Below are 17,774 nucleotides of genomic sequence, written 5' to 3' on the forward strand. Positions count from 1 at the left end.
GCTCACATTTCTCCAAGACGCTGAATTGCCGCGCCCATCATGTCGTCATAAACATGGATGAGTTTCTGGCCGGACTCGATACGGCGCATGGCTTCCATCATCTGCAGCATGTCCTGGGCGACGGAGACATTCGATGCTTCGATATACCCTTGACTCAACTGCGCGGCGTCTACCGGCGTGGCTGCGGCGCCGTTGGAAACAAAGAGGCCGTCCGCTGTGCGCTTGAGTTCAGCCGTCTTCGCGAAGTCGACAATGTTGACGGCCCCGACCGAGTTACCGCCGTCGATGACTGTGCCGTCCCGTTCGACTCGCCAAGCGTCCGAGCTGACCTTGATGTCGCCGGCGGAGCCTTGCAGCGGCCAGCCTTGCGATGTGACGAGCCGGCCGGATGCGTCGCGCTGAAAAGCGCCGAGACGCGTATAGGCGGGGCCGTCCGTGGTGGCTACCTCGAAGAAACCGGGTCCGTTGATCGCGAGGTCGAACGGATTGCCGGTATGGATCAGCTTGCCTGCCGAGAAGTCGGTGGCCACCGTGTCTGCCGATGCGCTTTTGCCCATTGCGTCGGCGCTTGTGCCGAGCACGTCGCGAAATGCAACCGCGCGCTTGTACCCCGGAGTCGCCACGTTCGCGATGTTTTGACCTGCGATTTTGACGCGCCGCGTCTCCGCTCCAATCAGACCCGTACCCAATGCCATGATGCCGTCCATTCTCGTTTCCGTGTTCTCTGATTTCTGTATTCGTTTGCAGCGATCAGGCTGCCGCATGAACCGCCGTATCGCCGGGAGCCCGCGTTTGTGGCGGCAGCACCGAATTCGTCGCGCGCTCGATGCTCACCATCGCGAAAGATCTCAAGTTGATCTGGTGTGGAACCTCGTTCATCGACAGCACGACGAGACGCGTCAGCGTGCGCCGCGTGAAGTTCCTGATGTGCCGGCGAATGTCGGGGCGGCATAACAGAACAGGAGACAGTCCCTGCCGCAGCATTGCATCGGATTGGGCGAGAAGGCGCCCAAGAAATGCCTCGGCGAGGCGCGGGTCGATGACGAACGGCGCATGACCGTCAGCGCTGTTCAGGTTCTGCGCAATACTGGATTCCAACGCTGGATCAAGGGTGAGAACCGCGAGGGCGTCATGTTCGCCCTGAACGCTCTGACAGATGGCGTGACCAAGACGTTGCCGGACTGTCTCCACCAGCAACGCCGGGTTTTTTTCGTGGCGCCCGCAATTGGCGAGCGTCTCCATGACAAGGTCGATGTTGCGAATGGGCACCTGTTCCGCAAGCAGTCCCTGCAGCACCTGCTGAACATCGCTTACGGCAAGCACGTTCGGCACGAGCTCTTCGACGAGTCCCGGCTGACGCGTGCGCACACCTTCCAGCATGGTCATCACCGAGGCGCGACTTAGCAATTGCGACGCATTGGAGCGAATGATTTCGGTGACATGCGTGACGAGCACCGTCATCGGGTCGACGTTGGTGTAGCCCTGTGTGCGGGCAAATGCCTGCTGCGTGTTCTCGATCCACACGGCAGGCATACCGAAGGCGGGATCGCGCGTGATTTGCCCCGGCAATGCCTCGGCCTTGCCGCCTGCGTGAATGGCAAGGGTGCGGTCTGGGTAGAGCGTAGCCTGCCCGAAGCGGCTTCCGAACAAAGTAACGCGATACTCGTTCGAGCCGAGTCCCGCTCCGTCGCGAAAGACGACAGCGGGAATGACGAGCCCTATCTCGGACACGAACTGATCTCTAAACGCGGCGATACGATCGGCCAGGACGGTTTGCAGCGGCATCCAGGCAGAGGTAAGCGCCGGTCCGAACAGAACCTCGATGGCCGCGAGCGACGTGCTCCCCGCATTCCGTGCCTCTTCGTCATGCTGAATGGTGCTGCCGTCCTCTTCGGGCTTCGGAGCATTGCCGGCTTGCTTCATCATCAAGCGGCCAGCGACAGCCGCAAGCGCGAGCAGAATCATGGGCCACTCTGGCATGCCGGGAAGGAACAGTAGCGCGGTCACGGCGCCGATGACGAGGAACTGTATCTTCGGAAAACGCATGAACTGACGCATGACTTCATGGCTCAGTTTGCCGTCGGCCGACGAGCGCGTCACGATAATGCCGGTCGCTACCGAAATGACGAGCGCGGGCACTTGCGTCACGATGCCGTCGCCAATAGTGAGCAACGTGAACGTGCGCATTGCGTCGCCGAGCGACATCCCCATTTGCGCAACGCCAACGGCCCATCCGCCCAATATGTCGATGAGCAGGATCACGATGCCGGCTATCGCGTCGCCTTTCACGAACTTGCTGGCGCCGTCCATCGAGCCGTAGAAGCCGGCTTCTTTTTCCAGATCTTTCCGGCGCCGTTTTGCTTCGTCCTGGTCGATAAGACCCATGTTCAGATCGGCGTCGATACTCATCTGCTGGCCCGGCATGGCATCGAGCACGAAACGTGCGGCGACCTCCGACACGCGCTGGGCACCTGCCGTGACAACGACATACTGAACGACGATCAGGATGAAGAAGACGATCAGCCCAATGACGAAATTGCCCTGCACGACGAACTCGCCGATGGCGCCAATGACCTCACCCGCCGCTCCTCCCGACAAAATGAGTCGCGTGGCCGCGATGTTGAGCGACAGTCTGAATAGCGTTGCAATGAGCAATAGCGATGGAAAGGTCGAAAAGTCCACCGGCCGCGCCACGTAGAACGTCAACAGCAGGATCGTGAACGCGAATGCGAAGTTCACGATAATGAAAAAGTCGAGCGCGCCCGCAGGAATGGGCGTGAAAAGAATCAGCAGGATCGTCACGACGCCAAGAACGAGGGCGAGGTCGGAATGATCTCGTAGCCGGTTGATAATTGCGTTCATGCCGCACCCCGCACATCGGACGTTTGCCGAATGCGGAGATAGATCTCTGCGGCTTCACGGTAGAGGCCACCAGGAATCTCCTTCTCGAAAGCAGCCTCGCGAAACAAGCGCCTTGCAAGCGACCGGGATTCGATGACGGGCACGTTGTAGATGAAGGCGAGGCGCCGCAGCCGTAACGCAAAGTCGCCGGTGCCTCGCGCGATCAACAGTGGCGCGGCCATCTCGGCAGGCGCGTAGCGAAGGCCGACAGCATAATGAGTCGGATTCGTCACGAGCACATCCGCGCCCCGCATGTTGCGCATGCTGGATGCGCGCTGCAGCAGTTCGCGCTGTAGCTGACGGCGGCGCTGACGAATGCGCGGGTCGCCTTCGCGTTGCTTATGCTCCTGACGCACTTCGTGGCGACTCATGCGCATTTGTTTCGCGAACGCGCGGCGCACCAGCACCTGATCAATGACAGCGAACATCAACGCGGCAACGAGAAGCGATGCCAACATCTTGAGACTCCGCGTGCTCAGCGCCTGCGCCAGCGCCACCCCTGTAAGCGACGCATGAAGCGCCGCCGTAACCGTATTGGCGATACATGTCCAGGCAATGGCGGTGTACACCGCCATCTTGAAGCACGCCTTGGCCGCCTCGATTAGAATTCGCACGGAGAAGAGGCGCTTGATACCTTGTGCCGGATTGATTCGACTGAAGTCTGCCTTGAGCGCAGCCGGCGCGAAGATCAGGCCGGTCTGCATCAGTGATCCAAGAGCGGCGCCCGCCAATGCCACGCCGACCAGTGGCGCAATGAAACTCGCCGATTGCAGCATCAGCCTGCCTGCCCATATGACCATGCCACGGCTGCCCGGTGCAAGGAAGGCGGCGTCATGCAAGGCGCGCGCGTCGATCAGCGCAATCTGTTGAGCCATGTGATCGCCTTTTGCCCAAAAGTAACCGACAACGCCAGCAAGGCCCGCGACGATGCCCGCATCAGGACTGCGTGGAACCATGCCTTTCTTGCGCGCCTGTTCCAGCTTGTGGGCGGTGGCCTGTTCCGATTTATTCTGTTCGTGATCGGACATGGCTCAGATCAAGGAGGGCAAGAACCCGAGTGCAAGGCTGATGATCCTGAACACAGCGGGCGCGAGAAGACCAACCGACAACGACGCGACCAGCAAGGTGGCGATTGTCTTGACCTGAAGTCCAAGCATTAGCGCGTTCATTTGCGGCAGGGTACGGGACAAGAACGCAATGGCAACGTCGATCATGAACAACGAGAGAATGACGACTGCCGCAGCCCCCAGACCAGCGGCCATGACTATGCCGACATAGGCGATCAGATCGCCAGGTTCAACGTTCAAACGCGCTGAGCCCGGCGGCATCAGTCGAACGAGGTTGGCGAATAGTCTGAGAAGCTCGTCCGGGCCGTTGAGCGAGAAGAAGGTGGCGCCAGCCACAAGCGTGAAGATCGTGCCAAATAAGGGCGCTTGTTGCCGGGAACCGGGATCCATGACCATTGCAAGACCGAAGCCTGCCTGCACATCCACTACTCTTCCGGCGAAGGACAAAGCTCCGAACGCGACTTGAAAAGCAAGAGCGATGGCGAGTCCTAGCATCAATTCAATGCATAGCGCCGACGCAAATTCGCCATTGCTCATGGTGACGGCTGCGTTCGATGTAGTAGACGTCGCAAGACATGCGCCTAGCGCCAATGCCAAACACACGCGAACGCGCATGGGCACCTTCAACTGAGAGAATGGCGGAGACAGGACCAGTAACGGTCCAAGTCGTAACGATATGAGTAGAGCTGACAAAGCCCAACCAGTTGCGATATCAATGGCCATCTCAACCCAACGTTGGAATGATGCTGAACAAGGATGTCGCAAAACGCGTCAAGCGACTGAGCATCCACGGCGCTAGAAGAACTAGCACGATGGCTGCGCCAATGAGCTTTGGAACGTAGCTCAGGCTCATTTCCTGAAGCTGAGTGACCACCTGAAACACGCTGATGGAAAGACCGATGATCAGGCATGCAAAGAGGACAGGCCCGGCGACCACGAATCCTGTCCACATCATTTGCGACATGAATTGAAGTGCCTGGTCTGCCGACATGTTCTCTTTCGATATTTCGATAGCAATAGGAAGCTTATTCTAACCAGGGCAGTAGGAGAATAATTATCTTGGCTGGATCAATTTTACGATTTGTTATTAAATTGCTTTCCGTAACCTTTTCGTTTGTAAGATAAGGTAAATCTCGAATTTTCAATAGCCATCCTTGATTGTTTTCAAAGAATGACGAGATATCAAATCCACAAGCGTCTTTCCGTCGGCATCGAACGGACTACTGAGGGCGCGCTGCATGATCGCGTCGGACTGCGCCGGATCGCCCGCTTGTGCGGCGAGCATACTTGATGCGAGCGCAGCCGCAAGACACTTGCGATCCAGCCGGAGCGCTGTCTTGACCAGGCTTTTTGCTTCGTCCAGGCGCTGCTCCCGGCAGGCGATCACGGCCAGACCGCCGGGCGCTTCAGCCAGACCGCGATCGAGTATCGCGGCGTGTTCGAACCGAGCGCGAGCGGTTATGAGGTCCGCGTTGTAAAGATGTGCCCATGCGGATGCTACCCAGGAACCCGCGTGGCGCTTCAAGCCCAATGCAGCTGAATCCAGATTGATCGCCGCATGCTCGAAATCCTGCCGCGCAAGTTGACAAAGGCCCATTCCAAGCATGGCGCGTGCGCTCGATGGATCTACAAGGAGCGCGCGACTGAACAGCTCCGACGCCTCGGCATGTGCGCCAGCTTGAAGTTCGAGCAGACCAAGTACCGTCAGGCTGTCGGGCTCGTCGGGAGCAAGCAGCGCGAAACGTCGCGCCGCATCGAGGCGATCAGCGTCGAAATAGACCGAAGCGAGTGCGCCGAAAAGTTCTGCATTCGAGTCGGCCCCTCGTGCATGACGCTCTCCCAGCGTCATGGCTCCTTCGAGATCTCCACGGTGATGTGCGACGCGCACTGCAAGCGTCGCTGCTGCCGGCACGGCATTGACGACCGTCTCGTCCAGCAGCGCGGCGCTTGCGTCATATTGCTCGAGCATTGCGTGGGCATACGCCATGTTGTAGCGAACGACCGGATCCTGATGGCTGGCTTCGACCGAAGTGAGGCACTTCAACGCTTCCTCAAAATTCTCCTGTGACAGAAAGACCAAGCCTTGAAGGTTGGCCACGGCCGGTGATAAAGCGCCGAGCGATGCACACCGCTCGATCAATCCCTCACATAGCGCAATCTTTCCGGCGTCGAAAGCGCTGGATGCAGCCAGTTGGAGCAGGCTTGGGTTGGTAGGGTCCTGTTCGAGAAAGCCAAGCCATTTTCTGAGTTGTTCAGCAGCTATAGACGAGGGCGAAGCGGAAGTTTGCGGCACGTGAGTCTCCTTGAATGCAGCTCGATTATCGGCGCAACGAAATGAGGCGTCTATGTGAGACGAGCAAGATGGAATGGAGCATGCGTTGCCTCTCCTTATTCGAAGCGTTTGAACATTGCTCGATGTAAAGGTTTGCAAAGATAAGGGCGAATTTCTTAACGTGAAGCGAAATTCGCCGATAACCTGATCCGTCTTCGACACCGTCGCTGATTCGGATATCGAAGGCGATCTTAATCAGGCGTTTAGACGTCGAATGTAAAGGATTGAAAAAAGTCTTTCGGTTTGCTTAACCGCTAGAGAATCTTCCCGACAACTTGATTATGGAAGGGGTGCATGTGAGTCGTACTCCTGCGAACACATCAATCAGGTTGAGGCGAATATGGTATCGATCGTTACGGGCAACGGGCTTGGCGTGCAAACGTCGTCGGAGAGACTGGGCGCTACGGGACATGTCGGAGAGGCGTCTTTCGGGCAGACTGGTGAACGCATCTATGTCAACGCGGCCACGGGCAATCTGATCATCGAAGATAGAGACCAGTTGCTGATCGGTCGTGGAGTGAACACTGCCATCAATCGCGCATACAACAGCCTCGGGCAGCTCACCGGCGACAATTGGCAGCCAGGCGGCATACGCTCCGTCAGCGGCTTGACCGGCACGTTGAACACGACGGGAAGCACGGTCGTCCGCACAGACTGGGACGGCACCACCGTCGTCTATCAGTACGACGCAAGCAGGCAGTGCTACATGTCCACGGACGGCGTCGCGGCGCATATCGCAGACTACGAAGGCGGTGCGCCGGCCATGTTGAATGTATCGACGTCGTCTCGCGGTACGCTGACCTTCGACGCCGGATCGAACGCATGGAGGTGGAACGATGGCCAGGACGGCATCACTGAAACCTACGATGCGTCGAAGAATGGACGTTTGATCGCCGCGCGCGATAACGACGGTAACACCGTAAGCTACGTCTACAACGCGGTGGGCCTTCTGTCACAGGTAATGACGGAAGGTGGAGACGTCACGAACCTCGACTACAACGCGTCGCAGCAGTTGATCGCGCTGCGCACCGTATCCCGTGATGCGAACGGACAGCCGGTCACATCGACTGCTGTGCGTTACGCCTACGACACGCAGGGACGCTTGTCGCAGGTCATGGTAGATCTGAGTCCGGACGACAACAGCATTGCCGACGGTAAGACATTCGCCACCAACTATACATACGACGGCAGTAGCGGCCGCATATCGACCGTCACGCAATCCGACGGCGCGAAGCTTGCGTTTTCTTATGCGCTTGTGAGCGGGCAATATCGTGTGAGCACGATCACGGAGTCCGGTGACGCGGGATCGGTGCGCGTGACCAGTCTGAAGTACGACACGGCCGCGAACAAAACCACGGTGACAAACCCCCTCGGGTACAGCACGGTCCTGACATACGATGCCTCTGGACGGCTCCTCGTCGTGGACGATTACGCGGGCCGGTACGCGTCGTTCTCGTATAACGACAAGGGCGATCTCACGAACTTCGAAGATCACAGTAAAGGAATTCGTCTTTCGTACGATGTCGAGGGAAAGTGTACCGACGTCAGCCTGAACAATTCCGAGGTCATCCGGACATACAACGCGAACAACCATGTTCTGACCGAGACCGTGCACGATAACAAGCACAGGGACAACGGTTTTGGTTTTGCCATCGCCTATACGACTCGCTATGCGTACGACGCACGCGGTCACCTTCGGTATGAGGTTGGCGGTAGCGGTAATGTCACGGAGTACAGGTACAACGCCACAGGGCAGGTCGTATCGAAGATCGAGTATACGGCTTCAACGTACGACGTCAGCGGGCTGGACGAAAAAGCAGCCATCTCCCTGGCCACGCTGGACGACTGGACCGCGAACCGTGCGGACCCACGCGAGGCAATCCGCACGGATACGACCTACGACTATCGCGGCAATGTCGCGTCCGTCACCCGCTATGCCAGGTTGAATGCAGATGGAACAGGTGTCGTCACAGCCGATTCCAGTATCACGCGTTACGTTTATGACCAGTTCGGGCGTCTTCTGCAACACTATGCTGGAGAGCCGGGTAATGAACGTTGCGAGCAATTTGTGTACGACGGTCTCGGCCGCGTTCTGGCTGCGACGAATTTTGCCGGCGCGGTCACGACTTATCAATACGACAGCGCCAGGCACACCGTAGCCATTACCTCCGCAAATGGACTGACGCGCATATCGACATACGACGCGGCCGGTGAGTTGATCGCGGTTGCGGACACCCTGGCGGGCAAAGTGTTGTCTCAGGTTCAGCAAGCCTACGACGCCAACGGCCGTCTGCGGATGACCACCGACGCCAACGGCGGGGTTACGCACTACTTGTACAACGCGCGAGGGCAACGTACCGCGCAGATCGCCCCGGATGGCACGCTGACCGAATACGTTTGGTCAGGGTATTTCACGTGGGTCGACAAGACGATCACGTACGCGACGCGGCTGACCGGCGCCCAATTGGCGACGCTTGTCGATGCACAAGGGCGGCCGGTCGAAAAGAAGGATTCGTCCACGCTCACGCTGGATAACGCCGGAATACGGCCGTCGACGAACGCCGCTGACCGCGCGGTCTGGTACTTCTATCAAGGGTGGAACTACATCGACCATACCGTGGATTCGGACGGCGTGGTGACGCAGACGCTCTTCGATTCTTTCGGTAGACCGGAGAAGACAACAGTCTTTGCCAATCGACTGACGATCAACGGCAGCCCTCCGCAAGAACTTCCCCAGGCCGATCCGAATAAGGATCACGTCACCCGCTTTTTCTACGGGCAGAACGGTCGGCTTGCCGGTGAACTCGACGCGCTTGGCTTTCTTACGGAATACCGCTACAACGGCGCGGGCGAGCGCACCGAGACCATCCGCTACGCGAATGCGACGAACACGTCGTATCGCGCCAACGGCACGCTGGGGCAACTGACTCCGGCTGGCAACGCCGAGGACGTTCATACCCGCTACATGTATGACTCACGCGGATGGCTGATTGCGGAGGTTGATGGCGAGGGATATGTCACCCGGTATCGCTACGATACGGCGGGCAACGTGATCGAACGCACCCGAGGCGCGCGGGTCGATCTTGGGGCGGCTTCCGCACCTCAGCAAGTGCAGATCAGCTTCCGCGCCGTGCCGAGCGGTTCATCTCAGCCAGTTTCGGTGGACGTATGGATCGACGGTGTCAAAGCGGGGACGGCTACGGTCTCCTCCGCAACGGGGCAGCCTTACACGTTCACGGCTTCGAATTACGTGTCGCTCGCCAATCATACAGTCGAATTGCGATGGTCGAAGAATGCCTCGATTTCAGTCTCGGAACTGACTGTCAACGGGCGTGTGCAGGCACCGAGCGGATCGCCCGTGTGGGACAACGGCGGAACTGGCAGTGTGGCCTTGCAGTTCGAATTCGATATCGCAAGTGCATTGGACACGGCAGGTGTTCCCGGTGAGATCGAGCGCACGACCTATCAATACGACGCGATGGGACGCCTCGTCGACACCACGTCGTTCTCGCAGAGTGGCAATGCGAATACGCATTACGCTTATGACAACGTGGGCCAGCTCGTCAGTGAAACGCATGGCGGTCGAAGCTCGACATACCGCTATGACGAACAGGGTCGTCTGATCGCGCAACTGAGCGGTGAAGGCAGTGCGGCCCTCGCGGCGCTGGGCGCGAATCCGTCGCTATCGCAGGTAGATACGATCTGGAACACTTGGGGCGTGCGCTATGGCTACGACGGGGCGGGACTGCGCACGTCGATGGTCGATGCTAACGGCAACAGGACGCTTTATTTCTACGACGTGGTCGGCCGTCTTACGCATGTCGTCAATGCAGCGGGCGAAGTAGTCGAGCATCAGTATGACGCGATGGACGACATGACGCAGACGGTCGTCTACGCGACGCGCCTGACCTCCACCGTACTCGCTTCGCTCGCGGGCGGGCCACTCACCGCGGCACTCGCGCAGACGTTCAACGCACTCGGCAACGATGGTCGGGCATCACGCACGTCGTTCAGCTACAGCACGACAGGGCGCCTTTTGAGGCGCACCGATGCATCAGGCGCGAGTACGGACTACAAGTACAACGCGTTCGGCGAAGTGATATCGCAGACGCAGGACGTCGCTGCGGGCGTTCGCACGACGACCAACTACGACTACGACAGCGTCGGACAACAGATCCGCCAGGTGCGCGACGCTGGCGGCCTGAACATCGTCACGCAGGCCATTTACGATGCATTCGGACGGGTCACTCAATCAGTCGATGCGGTTGGCTTCGTGCGGCAACAGGCCTATGACCGAAACGGCAACGTGGTCGTACTGACCGATGCCGCCGGAAGTCAGACGAAACTTACTTACGACGCGTTCGGAAACGTACTTACACGCACTGACCGCACCGGACACACCACGAAGTACCAATACAGCGCGTTCGACCGGCAGATCACGGTCACGACGCCCGAGGGCATTCGCACGACCTCGACCTATAACGAGGATGGTCAGATCATCGCAATCACGGACGGTCGAAACAATACGACCTCCTATGCCTACGACCTCGACGGAAATCTGATTCAGACGCAGGACTCGCTTGCAACGACGAAGCAAGCGTTCGATCACGCAGGGCAATTGATCTCGACGACGGATGCGAAGGGCGTGAAGACCGCGTTCTCTTACGATGCCGCTGGTCGCGTGCTCACGCGCACGGTGGATGCGGGCGGCCTCGCGCTCGTGACGCGTTACGAGTACGACGCAAAGGGCGCGCTGCTGCGCACGACCGATCCTTCCGGCCTGGTCACGGAGACGAACTACGACCTCGACGGACGAGCCGTGTCGGTCACGACCGATCCGTCGGGCCTCAAGCTACGCACCGAGTTTGCATACGACAGCGCCGGACGCGTGGTGACGATCACCGAAGGTGCTGGTACGGCGACGCCACGGGTCACACAAAAAACGTATGACAATCTCGACCGTCTGGTGTCGTCCACGCTCGATCCCTCCGGGCTTAACCTTACGACGCGTTACACGTATGACGCGAGCGGCAATGTCGTCGCGATGACGGATGCGGCGGGCGGCGTCACGCGCTATGTCTACGACGCGCAGGGGCGGCAAATCTGGTCGGTGGATGCGGTGGGCTCGGTCGTTCATTCGGCATACGACGGCGAAGGAAGACTGGTTTCGCAACAGCGTTTCGCGCGGCCGATAGCCTTGAGCAACTTGCCCTTGGCGGCGAGCGCGGGGCAAATTGCCGCGAGCGTCTCGACATGGCCGCAACACGACGAACTGACGCGCTACACCTATGACTCTGACGGGCGCTTGCGTTTCGCCGTCGACGCGCTCGGATACGTGACCGAGCAGACGTACGACGCAAACGGCAATGTGATCTCGCGCGTCGCATACGGGACGGCGATCGCGCTCGATGGCTTGCCGGACACCCTGGCGTTGTCCGGCGCATTGAAGGCGCAGACGAGCGCCATGCATGTGAGCGACCGTACGACCCGAGTGCTCTATGACGCTGCCAACCGTGCCGTATTCACTGTCGATTCGCTCGGCTATGTGACGCAGAACCGTTATGACGCGAATGGTCATCTCATCGGCCAGACGGCCTACGCCACTGCGTGGACCGGCGCGAGCAACCCTACGGCCGACGAACTTGCGCAATGGCTCGCGTCTCCCGGCATCGCGCGTCCGTCGGCGGATCGTGGCACGACCTGGATCGTCGACAATGCAGGCCGGCCGGCCTACGTCGTCGACGGGGAGGGCTACGTCACGGCAAATCGCTACGACGCGGCTGGACATCTCGTGCAGACAATTCGTTACGCGTCACGTTACGACAACCTGCGCACGGCCAACCCGGCTCAGGCGGCGACCTTATTGCCGTCCACGCCGCCGGCCGATGCCGTGGTCACGCAGTATCGTTACGACAGCGCGGGGCGTTTGACCGATGTCGTCGACGCAATGGGTGTCGTCACGCACTATGCGCTCGATGCGCAAGGCCACGCAGTGGATACGGTTCTTGCATACGGCACGAGCCTGCAGTCCACGACGCATTTTGTGTACGACGCCGCGGGCAACCTCGTCGAGCAGACGCGAGCCTGGGGATCGCTGGCGGCATCCACCACGCGGTATGCCTACGACGGCATGGGCCGGCAGATCGCAACAGTCGATCCTCGCGGTGTCGAACTCGCCGGGCAAGACACTTCGTGGGCAATGGCAGAGCGCAAGGCGCTCGGTTTCGTGGATGGCAGCGGTAATGCACTTGCCGCCGCCGCGCTGAATGATAATCAGCGGCAGGCCCTGCTTGCACACTACACGAGCGTTCAGACGTACGATGCAAGCGGGCATCTCGCATCTGCCACCGACGCGCTGGGCAACGTGACGCGATACCAGTACGACGCGTTTGGCAACGTCGTGACGTTGAGCGATCCCACGTCGGCGACCACTGTGTACTTCTACGACGGGTTGAATCGCCTGGTGATGCAGGTCAGTCCGGAAAACTCCGTGGTCAGCACGAGCTACGACGCATTCGGCGAGCCGGTTCAGGTAACGCATTATGCGCAGTTCCGCCCTGGCGCCATCGACGAGTCTTGGAAGCGCGACGGCTGGCGTGCGAATACAGCGAGCGTGTTGCCGCCGACTGATGCGCGCGATGCCGTGACGACGCTCGAATACGACGGCATGGGCCGGCTCATCAAGGCCACCGATGCGGAAGGTCACGTAGAGAAGTACGCCTACGATGCGTTCGGCAACCGGACGGGCTACACCAACAAACTTGGCGGTGTGTTCAGCTATTCCTATGACCGGCGCGGACTGAAGCTGTCCGAGACGCTGCCCATTACCAACGAACAGGGCAGGCTCGCCACCAACACGTACGAGTACGATTCGCGCGGTAACTGCATCACCGTGACCGAAAACGCCAAGCTCGATCTGCAAAGCTGGCAGATCGCCGAACGCGTCACACAATATGCCTATGACCTTCAGGATCGGGTGATATCAAAGACGAACCCTGGAACTTACTTTACCCTCTATGTCCCGACGGTCGAGCACTATGCTTACGATGCGCGCGGTAACTTTACTTCGAAGACCGATCCGAACGGGAACACGACGACCTGGTATTTCGACGCAGCCAATAGGCGCACGGGCGAAGTAGATGCCGAAGGCACGCTCACGCTATTGACCTTCGATGCTGCGGGCAACGTCATCAGCACGCGGGTGTACGCCGACGCGGTCGCGGCCGTGGCCGGGTCGCAGCCGCCCGCGCCGAAGAACGCGGGGAATGTGCGGGAAACCCGCGCGTCTTACGATGCAAACGGGCATCTCGTCGAGTCGCGAGTCATGAACGTGGCCAACGGCTATTTCGACCCGACGAGTGGCGACGATCAACGTGGCGCCTATTACCTCACGTCGGGCAGCGAACTCGTCACGAAGTACCAATACGACGCCCGCGGTTTCCTCATCGTCAAGACGGACCCAGCCGGCAATTCCACGCTTTATTTCTATAACAACTCGGGGCAAAAGACACTCGAGATCGATCCGAAGGGCTACGGTATTGCCTATGCGCTCGACGCGCAGGGCAACGTGACTCAGGAAATTCACTATGCGCAGGCTTATCCCGACCCGGTGTCCGCCAATGCCGCGCTCGGTGCAGGGCTGATCGCGTCGTGGCCGCGCAGCGACGACGACCGCATTACGGACTACACGTGGGACCGCAATGGACGCAAGACGAGTGAGACTCGCCTGAACGTGCAACACGCCACGGTGGATGCAAACGGACATCTCCAGCAACTGACGGGCGATGCCACCAGCCGCTATACCTACGACGGCGATGGCAATATCCTGCGCCGCGTGGATGCAAACGGCAGCCAGTACGACTACTCTTACGACGCGCTCGGGCGGCAGATCACGCAGATCTTGCCGCAGTTCGCGGACTATCAGGGCCGGCTCGTGCGATCGATCACGACCTTCGTGTACGACGCACTGAACCGCGTAACGACTGAGCGAGTTTCGGCGGGCGACGGGTCGCCGGATCACGAGTTCAAGTACAGCTACTGGGGTGGATATGGGCTGTACTACATCACGGGGCCGAACGGCTCGTCGACCTATTTTTCCTACGATGCGGCAGGCAATGTCACGAACAGTTCCGCGGCCTATAAGGACGCTGACGGCGCGAGCTGGGACACCAACACGGATGTCGTCTACGACAAGATGAATCGTGAGGTGTCGCGCGTCAACAGGATGACCCTTCGCAACAATAGTTCGATAAGACAGGATGGCGCGAAGCTCGAGCTTCGATACAACGCGTTTGGCGAGATCACGGGACGACGCACGAATGGTGGCGGTCCTGGCGGCAGTTGGCAGGAATATGCGGACTACGACAACGCTGGCCGCGTGGTGCGCTCGAATCTCGGCGACGGTATCTCGCATCTGTTCATCTACGACCGCAATGGCAACGCGACGCTGAAGATCGAGTCGATGAACACGGACTTGCGCAATCAGGTGATCGCCACGGGCGACGATCTGAAGGCGCTGCTGCAGAACGTGGACATGATGCAGACCTTCACGCGCTATGACGAGCGCAACGAGGTCATCCAAATTCGCCAGCCGAAGACGTCGGGCGGAGTGCCTTACATCTTCTATAGTCCGGTGGATATTCCTATCGATGGAGGAGAGTTCGCCAATACGCAGTTGAGTATTGGCGGGTGGATGGATGGAGCGAACCGGCCGGTGACGGGGCCGACGCTGCCGGTTGAGGGCGGGGATGTGGCGGTGAGTAGCGCGGCAGATCTTTCCGTTTCGATTCACCTGCCTTGGCGACTAGTTATCTCTCGGAACGACGGTATCCAGATATCGGTAGGGGCGATGTCACTTGTCTTGCCCGACTTCCAAAGCGTTTATGGTGCAAGCCAGATCGAAGCGACATTAACGTGCACAAGCTTCGTCACGTTCGGCTATTACGGCGGTCCAAAAAATCCGGAGGTTAAGCACGTTTTCGAACCGATCACGCTGTTCTCGGCCGTGAACGACGATGCAGCCCGCTTTGAATTCCCCAGCGTGGGGCAGGTCGTAGACGCTGACGTCATGAACGTTGACTTCGGCTATACGCTCGACTTAATCGTTCACCCTTTAAGCGGTGGGCAGCCCAAAAGCATAGGAACAATCACCAGGAAAGGACATCTCTACAACTATCCCGACTACGAGACTCCGAATGTTGGGGGCGACGTGTTGAGCACAACGGAGAATTTGTCCGGATTATCGACAGCGAATAGTATAACCGTCGCCCATGGCTCGCTCCCTCATGCTCAGGGGATGCTCTACTACCGGCCAGCGGGTTCTGTTGAGAACTTCAAGCCGCTCTCGAAGAGCGCGGACAGCACAACGAACTCATACACCGCCGACGTATCGGACCTCTCCGACGGCGACTACGAGATGATCTTCCTCGCGGTCAGCGACGGCGGCAACGGTCCTGCCGGTACATTGCTGCGTCGTGACGGCTACTCCGTGCACCTATCCCGCTCGGGTGGCTCCAGCGTCACGCATGTCGACATCCCATTGAACGCGCCAAGCGAACGCGCGGGCTTCAAGGTCGACGCTTCGGGTAGCTACATCTGGACTGCGCCGCAGGTGTTGAATCTGTATTCGCTGCAAAGCTCGCAGATGCAGCTTGCGGACCATCTCGTCGTGCATCTGCGCAAGCCGAACGACGCGAGCTGGCAAGTCGATATGCCCGTGTATCGAAACGTAGCCACGGGCGCGTTCACACTCGACATGTCGGGCTATGGCGCGAGTGGCTACGACATCTCGATCGATCTGTGCAACTCGGCCGGAGCCACGCTCGATTCCCTGCGAGGCACGATCACGCTCCCAGGCGGCAGCGGCACACCGTCGCTTGCGCTAGGGTATCTGGCTGACTACAAGACCTCGGTGGTATTTCATTCGCAACCGGCGAGCACGGACTACATGGTGGTCTCGTGGTTTCAGGACGGCGTGACGAAATACGCAACGCTTACGAACTCGAACGGTGACTTCGCGTGGGACACGACGCGCGATGGCCTCGCCACAGGCGCACGCTATGCCATCAAATTCACCTCGTACGATGCCTGGGGCATGCCCCTGTCGATGGGTCAGGGCGAGATCAAGGCGGGCGACAACGCGAGCGTGACGCTCACGGGCAGCACGCGCGCCTCGATCATGCAGTTTACGCCCACGGACAACAAGGGCAATGCGCTTGCCAACGTTCAGACGCTCACGCTGATGTACCGTCAGTCCACGCAGAAGGACAACGATTACGAGCGTCCCTATACGACCGTGACGTTGACGCGGGACGGCGCAGGGCGCTTCCTGTTTGACGCGGGCGCGTTGCCCACCAACGTCGAATACGAATACCGGTATCTGGCCAAGGACGCGGCAGGCAACGTGCTGATGGAGCGGCAGAGCTACTTCCTGACGGGCACGCGCAACAACCCGGTGACCAACGTCGATATCGTCGGGGTGATCGACGAGCTGGCGAAGGACATGACCATCGACCGGTTGCAGCATCACAACGCATTTGGCGAAGTATCGGGCGAGCGCGATGGGCGGGGTAACTGGACGTACTCGTCGTATAACACGATGGGCATGCTGGTGCTCAAGGCGCAGCCGCAGGTGAGCGTGACGCTCGCCAACGGCGTGCAAACCACTGTCAATCCGCTGACGCACTTCTACTACGACCGCACGGGCAATCTCGTGGGCCTGCTCGATGCCAACGGGCATCTGAGCACGCAACAGTACAACTACGGTACGGCAACACCGAGCATCTCGAAGTCGTGGGATGCGCTCGGTTACAGCAAGGTCTATCAGTACGACGGCTTCAGCAACCTGCGCGCATCGACCGATGAACTGGGCCGGCGCACCGAGTACAGGTACGACGCCAAGAACCGCCTGATCGAAGTCGACCGTCCGGTGCTGACGAACGGTCAGCGCAGCGTCGAGCGCTACGAGTACGACGATCTGGACCAACGCATCGCGCATACGGATGCGCTGGGCGGGCGCGAGAAGACGTATTACGACGCCGATGGCCGTATCGTCAAGACCGTGAGCGCCGCGGGCCGCACGGTTCAGTACGACTACAAGTGGGCGAACAGCATCGCCTCGGTGGGCACATCGGTGACGGGTGGCTGGATCAAGACCATGACCGACGCCAACGGCCGCACCACGATCGACGAGCAAGACACGTTCGGCCGCGTGACGAAACACACGGACCTGGGCGGCCACGTGTTTAGCTACACGTACAACTGGGCCGGTCTGGTCACCAAGCAAACCGGCAGCACCGGTCAGGACGTGGACTACACGTATTACTCGCATGGCCTGGTGCGCTCGATCGTGGACCACGCGACCAAGACGCAGTCGTTGTACGAATACGATGGCGACGGCAATCGCACGGCGGAATACTTCACCAACTTCGGCGACTCGTATGTGTTCGCGCAATCGCGGGTGGAGTACGACGCGC

7 protein-coding genes are annotated in these 17,774 nt (G+C 59.5%); 1 reads left to right on the plus strand and 6 read right to left on the minus strand.

Going from position 1 to position 17,774, the window contains the following annotated elements; all coding sequences use genetic code 11:
* Positions 1-2 precede the first annotated feature (2 nt).
* The 6 genes from QCE79_RS20320 to QCE79_RS20345 all read right to left on the minus strand — a co-directional run bounded on the left by QCE79_RS20320 (position 3) and on the right by QCE79_RS20345 (position 6,261).
* On the minus strand, positions 3-707 hold the full coding sequence (locus tag QCE79_RS20320; RefSeq protein WP_309847362.1) for a flagellar hook-basal body protein: 705 nt from the start codon (positions 705-707) through the stop codon (positions 3-5).
* Positions 708-750: 43 nt separating this feature from the next.
* Positions 751-2,862, minus strand: a complete 2,112-nt coding sequence (locus QCE79_RS20325; protein WP_309847364.1) for a flagellar biosynthesis protein FlhA — start codon at positions 2,860-2,862, stop codon at positions 751-753.
* A complete protein-coding gene (locus QCE79_RS20330) occupies positions 2,859-3,929 on the minus strand; it encodes an EscU/YscU/HrcU family type III secretion system export apparatus switch protein (RefSeq protein ID WP_309847365.1) in 1,071 nt (356 codons plus the stop codon). The genes QCE79_RS20325 and QCE79_RS20330 overlap by 4 nt, the downstream gene beginning before the upstream one ends.
* Before the next feature lie 3 nt (positions 3,930-3,932).
* On the minus strand, positions 3,933-4,691 hold the full coding sequence (locus tag QCE79_RS20335; RefSeq protein WP_309847367.1) for a flagellar biosynthetic protein FliR: 759 nt from the start codon (positions 4,689-4,691) through the stop codon (positions 3,933-3,935).
* A gap of 1 nt (position 4,692) precedes the next feature.
* Entirely contained in the window at positions 4,693-4,959 is a 267-nt protein-coding gene (locus tag QCE79_RS20340) for a flagellar biosynthetic protein FliQ (RefSeq protein ID WP_309847369.1), read from the minus strand.
* Between the two features lie 150 nt (positions 4,960-5,109).
* The gene (locus QCE79_RS20345; RefSeq protein WP_309847370.1) at positions 5,110-6,261 is read right to left on the minus strand and encodes a tetratricopeptide repeat protein; all 1,152 of its coding nucleotides are present in this window, start codon (positions 6,259-6,261) and stop codon (positions 5,110-5,112) included.
* Positions 6,262-6,640: 379 nt separating this feature from the next.
* Here QCE79_RS20345 and QCE79_RS20350 point away from each other — a divergent pair.
* A partial coding sequence (locus QCE79_RS20350) for a hypothetical protein (RefSeq protein ID WP_309847372.1) occupies positions 6,641-17,774 on the plus strand: 11,134 nt, incomplete at its 3' end.

It is taken from the genome of Caballeronia sp. LZ003 (assembly GCF_031451465.1).
Lineage (GTDB): Bacteria > Pseudomonadota > Gammaproteobacteria > Burkholderiales > Burkholderiaceae > Caballeronia.